Origin of the sequence: Rothia sp. HMSC066H02 (assembly GCF_001814995.1) — a bacterium.
Lineage (GTDB): Bacteria > Actinomycetota > Actinomycetes > Actinomycetales > Micrococcaceae > Rothia > Rothia mucilaginosa.
This window is the reverse complement of the sequence record NZ_KV818688.1, coordinates 248,826-262,086: the sequence shown is the minus strand read 5'-3', so window position 1 is coordinate 262,086 and position 13,261 is coordinate 248,826. Positions and strand designations below refer to the sequence as shown.

The following is a 13,261-nucleotide window of genomic DNA, read 5'->3' as shown; positions in this document are numbered from 1 at the left end:
ACGTAAAAGGCCCCGCACTCCCAAAAACAAGAGTACGGGGCCGCTCGATACGATGAACAAAGCGCTAAAACGAGGAAGTGCGAAAACTATGAAGTGCGGAAGTACAGGTACATCATCATCGCAACACGACCACGAGACGTCTGAGCCGTCGGCTCAAAAGCATTACCATCAGACACCGTTGACACGCCATGGCGAGACGCCCACACAATCTGACGGTAGAACGGAGTCGCAGACGAAACATCGCTAAACGGGGAAGTACCCGACATCTGAATCTTCTGCGCACCATCAGCACGGTACAGCAAAGCCGCAGCAGAAGCATTCGACAGGCGCGCCTCCGCATGGAACTTACCATCAACCCAACCGGAAGTAATACGCTCCTGACGCGCCCACAGGTACGCATCATAATTCGGGTCAGACTCATCAACATCCGCATACGGCGAATGCTCCGGGCGGGTCACCGCCGGCGAACCCGCCAGCTTATAGAACATGGTGATCAACTCGCCACGAGTCACCGGACCCTCAGCACCAAAATGGTCCTCAGAAAGCGGCTCCATCGTCTGAGTACGAACAGCCCAACGGATACCCGCATAGTACGCAGAATCTTCAGTGGCATCATCAAAGATAGTGTTCGCATCCGGTGCAGTCACAGACGGACGCATAATCTTAGGGCCCTGAGTCGAAGAACTCGACACCAAGACAGATGCAGAAGTCGCCGAAGCGGTCGTCGGCGCAGCAGTATCCGCCGAAGAAAGACGCGCCTCCGACGAATCATAGAAAGAGAAAAGAGGGGAGAACGGCAGATACAAAACACCCGCCAGCGCTACAGCGCCAACAGCCAGCTCAATGCGGCGGCGCTTACGCTTCTTAGAATCAGCCTGAGAAGAAGCCTCGGGGGTGCCCTCCGGTGCCAGCAGAGGCGCAGAAGAATTATGGGCAGTATCAGTCGACTGCTTAGAATCCTGGGACATGAATCCTCAATGTGGTTGATGTATCGGTGTGTGATGAGCTCCCTCTAGTTCTTCTACGCACCCAGCCGGATAAGGGTGCGCACCAAGGGGGCGCAACAGTCCTAAGCATAAACCACAGCTTGAAAAATATTAATTTACACTCCACAGAACATTCTTAAAAAAGGGAGTGGAGCACCCCAAAAATCCGCCCAATAGCGGGTACCGCATGAGGTGCGCCCCACATGCGGTACAGCCCACACTAGCGTGGCAACCGGCAAAAATACCCCGAAAAACCGCAGGATAGCAGCGGACAACAGCCCCGTTCACACCCCCTATAGATACCCTGCAGACACCTCATAAACACCCCGCAAGAGCACAGAAAAGCCGGACCGGCGGGACGAAACCAACGTTTCATCGCCGCCAGCCCGGCATAATCCCTAGACCCTAGAGGCTAGTCCTAGCGAACCTTATAAAGCCCTATCGGACCTTGTAGTTCATCAAGAAACCAGCCAGCTCACCACGGCTCACCAGCGCAGACGGGTGGTACTCAGAACCCGGGAAAACCTGTAGCTTCTGCTGCTTAGCCCAAGTAATCTCACGGTAGAACGCAGAGCCGACCTTCACATCGGTGTACGGCGCCTCAGTCACAGCAACCGGCTTCTTACCGTCAAAACGGTACAGGAACGCCGCAACAGTAGCATTAGACACAGACGCATTCGCGTGGAACTTACCATCAGACCAGCCGAAAGTAATACCCTTCTGACGAGCCCAAATGTACGCAGCGTAGTTCGGGTCATCAGTCTTCACATCCGCGTACGGGCTAGTAGCCGGCAGGTCAACCTTCGGGGAACCAGCCATGCGGTACAGCGCAACAGTTAGATCACCGCGGGTCGCATCATCATTAACGCCGAACCAATCCTTCTCGCGAGAATCAATCAGCTTCTGATCAGCAGCCCACAGAACAGCCTTGTGGTTCGCGTGAGCAGCCGGAACATCAGCGAAACGCTCACGAGCCTTCTTGTTCGCAGACTCACCGGTCAGAGTCAGGTAATCAGCCGCGATGCGCTCGCTGTCACCGTCAGCGTAGTTCACGGTCACGAAAATAGCGTAGTGGCCATCAGCATCCAGCTTGGTGCCGTCAACGTTAACGGTCGTCTCAAACGCGCCGGTCGCCACACGGTCAGCGCTCAGAGTGATGCTATCCAGAGCCTCACCGGTCGGGTTGCCGTCAGCCTCAGCAGCCGAGAACAGCACATTCACGGTAGCGCCAGCGGGGACCTCGAAATCCTTACCCTTCACACGGATAGTGGTCGAAGAGCTCAGATCCACCTTGTCAGTGCTCAAAGAAACCGAAGGAGACGCCTTCTTAACGTTCTCGCCGTTCACCGGAACAAACGTCTGAGTGCTCAGCGCCTGGCTGTTCGCCTCATCGTTATCTTCCGGAACGTTGAACTCGAAAGTCTGCACAACATAGGAGTTGCCGGACTTCAGGGTGCCCGCCGGGATGTCCAGAACAGTCGAGAAACGGCCGTTGGTGTAACCCATGTACTGACCAAAGAAAGCAGAGTAGGAGGTGAACTTAGCCTCCGACTGTGCCAGCGCGGGGCCGGTCGCCTTACCGGTCGCCGGATCAACCGCACGAACCGCAACAATCAGCGACTCGCTACCGTTGTACGAAATGTTCTGGAAGCCAGCACCGTTCACAGTGACCTTAGTGTTCTCAGAAGCATTCACTGACGAAGCGCTGTACGACAGGGTCGGGGAATCAACGGTGGGAACATCCGCAACCTTCAGTTCAGTACGAACCTCATCCGCAGGAATCCAGCCGTCTTCAGCGTCATCGCGGTAACCGAGCACAACATCGAAGGACGAGCCATTGGCCTCCAGATAGTTAGCGCCGATAGAAGCGGTCAGGTTCACGGTGCCGTCAGCCGCAAAGGCGGAGGCGGGAACATCCTGAACATAGAAGGGGTAATCACGCGGGTGGTGCGGCGGGAAAGCAACGCTTTCACCCTTCGGAACAACGTACAGGCGGAACGACTTGCCCTTAACGAAGTCCTTGGAGAAACCGGAGCCGCTAACGGTCACGTTGCCGCCCTTGAGAATATCAAAAGTGCCGGAGGTAACCTGCAGACGCTGAGCACCCTGAACCTCACCCTGTGCAACAGCCTGGGCTGCTACCGGAGTAGCCGCAGGAGCCGCAAACGCGGGGGAGAGAGGCAAGAGCATGGCGCCCGCCAAAGTGAGGGCGCAGCCGCTCTTAGCCATGTTTTTGGGTAGCGCAAAGCGCATGTGGTTGGGAAGTGAGGACATTGTAATCCAATCAGTTTTTATCGGTGTCACGCATCGAGTGTGGTGCGCATAAACACCGTAGCAAATAGTTAAGACGTGCTGGAACCTGAAGGGTCATCAGTGCGAAAAATGTCTGTGTGTTTTATCGCATGTCTTAAGGTGAAGTATAGCTTTAAAAAGTATGTGCATGACGTGGAAAATATGCCTAAATAGTGTGCTGATAAGCACAAATGCTGGTCACTGTACAAAAAAGAAAGTAAGGAAAACCCACCGCATTCGAAAAATTCGCACCTATGCAACCTCTGCAGGTTGAGAATATTCACAATGCGGTGGGCAAGGCAATATAAAAGTCACCCACAATAAAAATGGCACATAAACAGAGCCATAAAGTCGCCTACTTGACGAAAGCCAACCAGAATGGCTAACACCACGGAGAGACACTATGTGAGACGGCTGCCGCCGTGCTCCATGCGGTATAGCATCAACGCCAAGTCATAGACGGACGTTGTCTCCATGAAAAAGCGTTCGTGTTCCCAATCCCCGGTGTAGCCCCAAATGCGTTGCTGAACAGCCCACCGAGATTCACGCCAGAAAGCGCTACCCTCCTCCAAATCCAGAACCCATGGGTTAGCGCTCACCTCAGATTCATCCGACCCCGGCAGGCTACTGTTACGAGACTGCGGTGCGGCAGTCGGCAAGCCGGGAGACACCATACCGCGCGAACGCTGATACCTATACAGGAACGCCGCCGTCGAATAATTGTGCATGTTCATCTCCGGGTGGAAATTCCCATCCGCCCAACCGAACGTAATGCCCTTCTGACGAGCCCAAATGTACGCCGCGTAGTCCGGATCATCCGGAGCGATATCTCCATAAGGGCTCGTCGCCGGAAGCTCAACCTTCGGGGAACCCGCCAGACGGTACAGCGCCACCGTCACATCGCGGCGCGTCATATCGCGTCCCTCACTCAAAGAAGAAAACTCAGGAAGAACCTGACGGTGCTTAAACCATGCCCAGGCGGCGTTGACCTCCTTATTCTTCGTAAACTGCAGTTGCAGATCCTTCGAAGTAAGCTGCTCAACCGACTCAACCGTACCGTCCTTGCCGGCAGTCACCTTTTCCAAGAAGAGCCTGTACGAGCCGTCATAATTCAGCGGCGCACCGGGGACGTTTAGCTTCTCATCCACCGTGCCGTCATGGATGTTCTCAGCAGCAATCTCCTGCACCAGCGTTTTCTGACCGGCCAGATGTCCCTGCTCATCAACATGCCGCATCGAGAAACGGTAAGAGACCCCAGGCTGCTTCTTCAAGCCGACGGCGCGTACCTGAAGGATATTTTCCTCATCATAAGGGCTCACCGTCGTAGCCTTCAGAAACATCTCAGGGCTAGCCGATTCCTTATTAAGCGAACGTGCCGGAATGAAATCTGCAACATCATTCAGCAACTCACCGGGGTAATTCTCATCCTCCGGACGGTCTTTACCGTAGAAACCAATCTTATAGACCTTACCCGGCTTAAGCGTGCCCCCAGGAATCGTAATAGACGTCTTAAAATGCCAATTCAGGAAATGAAAGCGTTCTCCACTAAGAGAAGCCGGGTACGGAATCCGAGTGGTGAATTCTGGTTCGCCTACAATCTTTCCGGTCTTCGGGTCGACTTCATAAAAAGCCAGAAGCGCGGGGCCATCCTTGCCCTCTCGACTACCGCTCGTAAGGATATGGAACCCCTCAATCGTCAGAGTCGTATCCTTCCACGGGTCATCAATTGCGGGCACACTGAAAATGTACGTCGTCTCAGTCGGCTTAGGGTCCTGCACAACATTAATAGGTGCACGCGCCACAAAACGGAATTCGGACGGCCAAAAATCCTTCCGGTGACCCTTCTTGTGGTACGTCAGAATGACGTCAAAAAGAGTGCCTTCTTTAGCCTCAATAATGTACGGCCCAATATTGAGGAAGAAGGTGTAGCTCCCGTCTGGGTTTTCTACCATCTGCTTCGGGTTGGGGTCACGGTCAAAGAGGTAGCCAAAGTAGGCATATCCGTCAATGCGGGCATGCGCGGCTTTGAAGTACGAAGAACCGCGATCAACCAGAGAAAATTCGTAGAATTCGTAATTCTGACGGAATTCAGCACTGAGCGGAGGCGTCGTCAGCGTGACGGTGCCTCCTCGAGTAATGTTGAGAGTCTCGGGAGAGACTGTAAACCCTTCCATTTCAGGATGGCGAGATTCATCTACCTCCGGAAGCGAATACGTGGGTTCGTCAGCATCTTCTTGAGCTGCGGCGGGGGAGGCGGGGGTCGCCTGTTTCGGGTCTGCCTGAGCGGGTGCAACCTGAGTTGGCTGGTCAGATGCCGTCTGAGTCGGTGTTGCAAGAGCCGCCGGGGTGATACCGGCAAGCGGGCTCAAACCCAGCAGCAGTGACAGGCTGAGTGCGCGGGCGCTCGCCGGGTGGCGCGGGGTATCGGAGTGGCGCGGGGCGCCTCGTGGTGTGAAGAATGAAGACATCGTTATCCCATCTACAAAATTTATACGGTGATTGAAACGAGTGAGTAGATGAAGTGAGCGAAGACGTCGAGTGGATAAAGCGTGAAAAGAAAACCCCGAACAGCGGAGAAGAAGCCCCGTAAAGCCTGGTGCTAGGTAAAAGAACTCACAGAGGCAAGGAAGAAAAACAGAGGTGCACCGGCGGGCTGAAAAGCCGAACTAATCCGAACATTCCAGCCCACCGGTTACTACGACCGGGCGCTACCTGAGGTGGCTACCGCCGTGCTCCAAACGGTACAGCATCAACTTCAAATCACCAGAGGAAACGAAAGACCTATCAAAGTCCTCATAGACGTATTCCCCATCAACGCGGTAACCCCACATGCGGTGATCAACAGCCCACTGAGCCTCACGCCAGAAAGCGCTACCCTGACGAACCTTATGCTGCCAACCGCCAGCACTCCGAGTCGCATCCTGGTTGCCCGGCACAGACGAGCTACGCGGCAACGAAGCAGAGGTCGGCACCTTCGGCGTGACCTGACCCATCGCCTTCTGGTACCTGTACATGAACGCCACCGTCGACGGGGTCGAAAGCTTCGCCTCCGGGTGGAACTTGCCTTCCGCCCAGCCGAACGTAATGCCCTTCTGACGAGCCCAAATGTACGCGGCGTAGTCCGGGTCGTTCGTTGCCACATCCGCGTACGGGCTAAAAGCAGGCAGCTCCACCTTCGGGGAACCCGCCAGGCGGTACAGCGACACCGTCACATCGTGGCGTGTCATACCGCTATGCCAGGACATCGGCGAAGGATTAGGCAAAATATCACGATCAGCAAACCACTGCTCAGCCGCCTGCAACTCATCCTCACGCGTCAGCTTCAGAGGAATATCCTCGACAGCAAGCTGCTCCACCGACTCGCCGGCACCATCCTTACCGGGGGTGACCTTCTCCAAGACCAGACGATACGCACCCGAATAGCTCAGCTGCTGAGCAATCGTCAGATTCAGCTCCACCCTGCCATCCTTGATGAGGTCAGCGGGAATCGCCTGCTGGAGCACCGTCTGACCGGTCAAACGCCCCTGCTCATCAACGTGCCGCACCGAGAGACGGTACGACCCTTCACCCGGCGCAGAGAGCCCGGTAGCGCGCGCCGTAAACAAGTTCGTCCGCGCGTACGGGTTCAGCCCCACCGACCCAAGGTGCAGCGTGGGCCCCGCAGAGTCCTGCTCGGGAGAATGCACCGGAAGGAACTCCGCAACATCATTCAGCATAGAACCCGGAGAATCTTCCATGCCGGGGTAAGGCAACCCGTTCCCATACATACCAATAAAGTAGAGCTTGCCCGGCTTCAACGTACCCGCAGGAATCTTCAGCTCCGCACTGAAATAGTTATTGCGGAACCACCTGGTGTTAACCCCGTAGTACGTGTAGTCATCCCGCTGAGTGAACACAGGATCACCCACCATCTTTCCCGTTGCAGGGTCAGCCTCATAGATAGCGATGACCGGCCAATCATTACCAACCATTTCACTAGCCTGGGAGAGGATATGGCGTCCCTCAACCCGCAGCGTCGTATCCTTCCACGGGTCATCGATAGCGGACTGACTGAAAGTGTAGGTCCCACGGGTCGGCTGCGCATCCTGAACCGTATCAATATGCGCGCGGGCATACAAACGGTTCGACCTACTCGAAGGTTCCGGCTCAAATTCATCCGACGGGTAGTACGTCATCACCACATCGAAGAGCTCACCGTCGGCAGCCTCAACGTACTGCGGGGGAACCTTAAACGTGTAGGTGAGGCTACCGTCCGGGTTCTCCCGCACCTGATGCTTCAAATCCTTGAGCATTCCGCCGTACTCGTCGAGAGGCTCATAACTATTGTGCTCCGCATACACGTACACCGACCCGCGCTCCACCAGAGCCAGCTCGTAGAAAGTGTACTTCTTACGGAACTCGGGGCTCAACGGGGAAGTCGTCACCGACACCGTGCCACCCTGAGAAATATTGAGGGTTCCCGAATCGACCTTCAACTTAACATTCGCCGGGTTCTCCCAATCAACAGCATCAGCGGCAGGAGGGACCATCGGAAGCTGCGCGCTCACCGTGAACTTATGGCTACCGTACGAATACTGAGAATCCGAGAACACCACACGCACTTCAGCCATCGAACCGCGAGAAGAAGGCCTATTGTAGGAATCACCGTGAACCTTATACTCAACCTCCACGGTCAGAGTGCCGTCAGCATTGCGGGTTACCAGCTCGTCACGCTTATAGTATTGACCCGCTACATCATTCCTCGCAAAATATCCCTGCTCACCAGAGGTAGCGTTATAAATCGACACAGAGTCAAGGTAGTACCCCAGGTCAACCTCGGGGGAAATATTAGAAATAGTTACTTTATAGATGCGGTCCTGACCGGGATCAAAATCCTGCGCATCAACAGATACCTTCGGCAGGGTATTCCTGAACGAATTATCCTGATACGCCATGCGCGCAGGGCTATTACCCACAGGAACGAAGGGGAACTTGCGCGTCAGCTTATTCCACCCGTGGGTTTCTACACCGGAAACACCCAGGGAATACCCCTTACCGGACTTCAGAACTCCCGCGGGGATAGTGACCTTTTTCTGGAAATAGCCGTTAGGAATCAGGCCCTTGAAAATGCGCTGATTCTCTTCCGTATCCGGTGCCTTCAGTTCACCAAGCGAAGCCACATTATCGTTCGTGACCTTTCCCTGCTCATCATGCTCGGACAAGGTGAACTTCACGGAGCTGACATCCTGAAAACCGGTGCCCGTCAGCGTCACCTCAATCGGCTGACCTGAGGCAATCTGCTCCTCAGAAATAGCCGAAACATCATAGGTGATGGAGGGAAGGACAGCCTTCGGGAGGTTGAACTCCACCGGCAGTGCCGTACGGACGCGATCCTCAGTGTTCCATGCGTAGGGGTGCGCATCGTCTACGGGGCGGTAGGTGAGAATGACCTCGTACTCCAGATCCGCTGGCAGGCTATTCGCCGGAACCGTCAGGTCAGCGCTGAAACTGCCGTCAGCAGCCGGTTTCGGGGCGTCAAAGACGAGGCCGCGGTGATCGACCTTTTGGTAGGGGTTGGCGTAGGTCGAAGAGCCCTTCGGCGCAATCGTGAGGCTACGCAGCTCATGATGCGCCAAGAACTCGGGGCTCAGCCCGGTACCCTCCACGTGCACGGTACCGCCGTGAAGAATGTCGAGGGAGCCGCTGGATACGCGCAGGGTCGGCAGGGAAGCATCCTGCTGATTGCCCTGCACGGGCGCGTTCTGTACGGGTGCGTTCTGGGTGGGGGTGTTTTGGGCGGGGGAGGCTGGCGCCGCCTGAGCCGCCACCGGCGTCAAAGCCAGTAGCGGAGACAAACCCAAAACTAGGGAGACACCAACAGCTTTTCGGTGTGCACTATGGGGCGGTTTAAAGAATGAGGACATCATTATCCAATCTGATTTTCTGCATGAAAGAGGGCGAATGAGAAAAGAAGTTGAGAGGATAAATGAGTGACAGTCCACCGCGCTGAGCCCGCACCGAATCCACATCGTAGAAGGCCCGTAGCAGCGGCATGCTGAAGTGCAATTTCAGCCTACCAACCCGCGTCTTAAACATTCAATGAAAACACGAGAAAAACATGCCGATGAGAGTTATAAGACAAAAAATTCAAAAATTACGCCCCGGCTTTATACAACCCCCAAACCCCAAAAAGACCACACAATAGAGAGACAAAAATGGAAGCATCACCAGCACTAAAAACCGCACCCAGCAGCGCCTGCACCAGAAAACGGGCACACGAAAAAAGGGGCATACAAAAAGGGGCGGTGAAAGAAAAACTCTCACCGCCCCTTCTATAGGCTATAGGCCACTATCTTCAGCTGCTGTTCGCAGAGGTCAACCCAAGCTAAAACACGCGGGCTCAACCACCCGGTTCAAGGCACCTGCCGAATCTTAGTCATCGATATAGGGGCTGTTGGGGATGGTGTCAAGCATGTCGAGCATTGACAGGACACGAGCCAGCTCCTCGCGGGTAGCAGTCTTGGTCGGACGGAAATCCTTGCTCTTATAGTGATAGCTCGTATCGATATTCACCGACGAGTGCAGCCACACCGACTCGGTGTAGAACGGGGCACCCGGCTTCATATCCTGCGGGGTAGTGGGACGGAACCAATAAGAACGACGACCGGGGGTAAGCATAAAGTAACGGTAGAAGAACGCAGCCATCGTAGCGCGGCTAGCCACCGCCTCCGGGTGCATCTTACCGTCAGACCAGCCGGAAGTCAGACCGTTCTGATACGCCCAAATATACGCCGGGTAACGCTCATCCTTCGGGGACAAATCCGGGAAAGGAGAATGCGCAGGAAGCTTCACCTTCGGCGAGCAGGCGCCTCGGTAGATTGCATCCATCAGGTCGCCGCGGGTCACCGCACGCTTAGGGTAGAAGCAACGTTCCTTATCGAGCAGCAGAACCTTTGCCTTACATGACCTGTAGATATCGGGGGCGTACTCGCCATCCATATCAATGTCCACAATGAAAGGTGCCCACGCGAACTCCGTGTCAATCTTGGGGCGAACTTCAAGAGTGCGCAGAATGGTGTACTGCTCACGGCGCGGACGAAGAGACAGGCGAACACCAAAGTCTGCATTCGGGCCACCGGTGATCTCAGGATCAATGACGTGATGCCTAATGTAGACATCATTCTCGATGCGCTTCTTCGGCTCAAGAGAGAAGAAATAGAACTGGGTGAAGCCCTTCTCCTTGGTGTAGTAGCCAACCTCAATGTACGGGGTGTACAGACCGGTATCAAGCACAGCCTGCAAGCCGGTAATCTCATAGCTGAGGTTGAAGCCGCTAATATCAAACGACGCCTCGGTAATCTTGAACGTCAGCGGAGTAGTCTTAACGTCCAAGGTGGCAGCCTGAGCGCCCTGCTCACCGGCATGGTGTGCGCCCAACGCGCCGGCGACTGTTAGCGCTGCCGCACCCTTAATGAGGGCGCGACGAGAGGAAAAAGTAGACATAACGTTGTCCCATCGATGTGTTTCTGAGTGGTTACTTCTACGCTAGCAAACCAATAACCATTGGGTAAGCCTCTAGTCGTTTGCTATACGTACGTGGCGTGACGTGTTTCCATGTGTGCTGAGTTGAGAATATGAGTGTTTGTGAGTGAAATACCCACCATCAATGGCGAGACGTTTAATACTATAAGCACTTCTGTGCACAAAAAGAAGGCGGATAGATAGACACTACCCGCTTTCTGCCCCGCAAAAACCTACCCGCTTAATGTGGGGAAATGTGGTTTTACAGGGGGAAATACATTTTTAACGCTCATAAAAATAGTTAAAAAATCTTTACAATGAATCTCTACAAGAGTGAGAAATAACAACCGGCGGCCGCTACTGCTCATGCACCAGCAGAGTCAAAACACCCGCCTTACGCGCCGTCGGCAGGGTGCACTCCACCGACCAGTCCTCACTGACCGCCTCCAAAAATTCGGCAATACCCGCCGTGGAACCATCAATAGGACGAGCCGCCAAACCCGACTGAATCAGGTAACGCGCAAACAAGCCACGGTAATGCTTCGCCATATGCGAGACGACCTTACGCGACCCATCAGCCGCCACCCGCTCCACACGAACCGCCAGAGTCTGCGACGGGGGAGTCACCCACGACTTCGCGTACGCTGCAGAACGGCAATCCAGAATCAGCTGGTCCCTCGCGGTCGCTTCCAGTGCGGTACCCAACGCACCCTTCCAGAAGGAGGCGAGCGCACCCACCGAACCAAGCTTCACGCCCATCGACAGGCGGTAGGCGGGAATCTCATCCTCAGGGCGCAGAATACCCCACAGCGCCGAAGAGATCAGTAGTGACCAGTGTGCGGCATCGCGTTCGGCGGGGGAGAAGCTTGCATAATCCAGCGCTTCAAAGAGCACACCCGTGTAGGTGCGGATTGCGGGCTGTGCCGGTTCGGTCAGCAGGCGCGTATTGCGTTCCACCTCTGCTGCGAGGGATGCGCCCACCTTGAGCTCCGCGAGAGCATTGGAGCCCGAGCTAACAGTCGCCAGCTCCTCCAGGACGCTCTCACGCTCAGCGGTCAGCTCGGGGAACGAGAGGTCAGCAAAGCATACGGGTGCGTTGCCTGCGGGGGCGGGAGTTTTACCTTCGGACGGGGGAAGAAGAATCAGCATCTCTCCAGTGTACCTGCGAGGCGCAGTGTAGTTGCGAGGTTCCTGCATATACCCGCGAGGCTGCTAGTGTGCCTCCTCGTACCCCCGTGTACCCGCGAAACGAACCCGGAAAATAGCCACCTCCAAGGGTGTGCGTATAATGGGTTGGGTGAAACGGGCCGTCCGGGCAATCGCGAGGCACACGTGCTTCGAGGAAAGTCCGGGCTCCACAGCACAGGATGGTGGATAACATCCACTCGGGGTAACCCGCAGGCCAGTGCCACAGAAAGTAAACCGCCGCGGTTCGCCGCGGTAAGGGTGAAAGGGTGGTGTAAGAGACCACCAGCGGGCGCGGTGACGTGCCCGGCTAGGTAAACCCCATTCGGAGCAAGGTCAAACAGAATACGCCATGGTAGGGTAGTGCGCCCGATCCCCGTCAGCTTCCTTTACGGAGGTGGGGTGCGTATTCGGGTAGGCTGCTTGAGACGTGCGGCAACGTACGTTCTAGATAGATGATTGCCTCAAAACGCCCCTTCGGGCGGCGTTTTAGACAGAACCCGGCTCATAGGATGACCCGTTTCACGCTACCGTTGGCTGATGGAAAATATCATCGGTCGATGGAAAACGAAGACCGCGAATGCACTCTCGAGCGCATTCGCGGTCTTCGTTTTAAGTTCTCGGGAGGTCGGTCCGACCTTCAAAAGAGCTCGTGATTAGTGGCCGAACGGATCCGGATCCACGCCGGGCATCCACGAGTTACCGTCGACGGTCCAGCCTTCCTTCTTCACGACCTTCTTCATCTTGCCGGTCCACTTCTTGTTCAGACGGTTCACGTACAGCTTGCCGTCCAGGTGGTCGGTTTCGTGCTGCATGCAGCGTGCGAACCAGCCGGTCGCCTCAAAGTGGACGGGGTTGCCGTGCTCGTCAAGACCGTTCACGGTCACCCACTCGGCGCGCTTGAGGGGGAAGCCGTAACCGGGGAAGGACAGGCAGCCCTCTTCCTCCTCGTAGGGGTCCGGGTCAGCGGTAGAAATCTTGCCCAGGGTCAGTACCGGGTTGATGATGCAGCCGCGCGGGGGAACGCCGTCCTCATTCTCCATCTTGTAGGTGAAGATGCGCAGGCCCACACCGATCTGCGGTGCCGCCAGGCCCACACCGTTGGATGCGTCCATGGTTTCGTACATGTCAGCTACGAGTTCCTTGAGCTCATCATTAAACTCGGTGACGGGTGCCGCGGGGCGGTGCAGAACGGGGTTGCCGTGAATAACGATGGGGCGAATAGCCACGGAATTATCCTTTGCTTGTGTTGAATGGGAACTGTTGAACGGGAACTTGTCGGGTACACCGTGTGCGGG

7 protein-coding genes and 1 other RNA gene are annotated in these 13,261 nt (G+C 55.6%); 1 reads left to right on the top strand and 7 read right to left on the bottom strand.

All coding sequences use genetic code 11. The features are described 5' to 3' along the window. Positions 1-86: 86 nt before the first annotated feature. From HMPREF2999_RS08325 to HMPREF2999_RS08300, 6 genes are all read right to left on the bottom strand, one after another. A complete protein-coding gene (locus HMPREF2999_RS08325; protein ID WP_070676206.1) occupies positions 87-968 on the bottom strand; it encodes an S-layer homology domain-containing protein in 882 nt (293 codons plus the stop codon). 456 nt (positions 969-1,424) lie between these two features. Next, positions 1,425-3,260 carry an S-layer homology domain-containing protein gene (locus HMPREF2999_RS08320; RefSeq protein ID WP_070676207.1) on the bottom strand — a complete coding sequence of 612 codons (1,836 nt, stop codon included), beginning with the start codon at positions 3,258-3,260 and terminating at the stop codon, positions 1,425-1,427. Positions 3,261-3,679: 419 nt separating this feature from the next. Next, complete coding sequence (locus HMPREF2999_RS08315) at positions 3,680-5,746, bottom strand: superoxide dismutase (RefSeq protein ID WP_070676208.1); 2,067 nt, start codon at positions 5,744-5,746, stop codon at positions 3,680-3,682. Between the two features lie 240 nt (positions 5,747-5,986). Beyond that, positions 5,987-9,112, bottom strand: coding sequence for a siroheme synthase (locus HMPREF2999_RS08310; RefSeq protein ID WP_246823106.1), 3,126 nt, complete (start codon positions 9,110-9,112; stop codon positions 5,987-5,989). Between the two features lie 577 nt (positions 9,113-9,689). Beyond that, positions 9,690-10,760: an S-layer homology domain-containing protein gene (locus tag HMPREF2999_RS08305; RefSeq protein WP_070676210.1), complete on the bottom strand. Its 1,071-nt coding sequence runs from the start codon at positions 10,758-10,760 to the stop codon at positions 9,690-9,692. A gap of 375 nt (positions 10,761-11,135) precedes the next feature. Further along, the gene (locus HMPREF2999_RS08300) at positions 11,136-11,927 is read right to left on the bottom strand and encodes a YaaA family protein (protein WP_070676211.1); all 792 of its coding nucleotides are present in this window, start codon (positions 11,925-11,927) and stop codon (positions 11,136-11,138) included. Positions 11,928-12,081: 154 nt separating this feature from the next. Here HMPREF2999_RS08300 and rnpB point away from each other — a divergent pair. Continuing rightward, an RNA gene (gene rnpB, locus HMPREF2999_RS08295) (RNase P RNA component class A) lies at positions 12,082-12,487 on the top strand. A 132-nt stretch (positions 12,488-12,619) separates the two neighbouring features. On the opposite strand, the gene def is transcribed toward rnpB, so the two are convergent. After that, on the bottom strand, positions 12,620-13,192 hold the full coding sequence (gene def / locus HMPREF2999_RS08290) for a peptide deformylase (RefSeq protein WP_044141710.1): 573 nt from the start codon (positions 13,190-13,192) through the stop codon (positions 12,620-12,622). Positions 13,193-13,261 lie beyond the last annotated feature (69 nt).

Bases quoted from the DNA above. Each gene is read 5' to 3' on its own strand.
- HMPREF2999_RS08325 (WP_070676206.1), bottom strand. From the start codon at position 968: ATGTCCCAGGATTCTAAGCAGTCGACTGATACTGCCCATAATTCTTCT.
- HMPREF2999_RS08320 (WP_070676207.1), bottom strand. From the start codon at position 3,260: ATGTCCTCACTTCCCAACCACATGCGCTTTGCGCTACCCAAAAACATG.
- HMPREF2999_RS08315 (WP_070676208.1), bottom strand. From the start codon at position 5,746: ATGTCTTCATTCTTCACACCACGAGGCGCCCCGCGCCACTCCGATACC.
- HMPREF2999_RS08305 (WP_070676210.1), bottom strand. From the start codon at position 10,760: ATGTCTACTTTTTCCTCTCGTCGCGCCCTCATTAAGGGTGCGGCAGCG.
- HMPREF2999_RS08300 (WP_070676211.1), bottom strand. From the start codon at position 11,927: ATGCTGATTCTTCTTCCCCCGTCCGAAGGTAAAACTCCCGCCCCCGCA.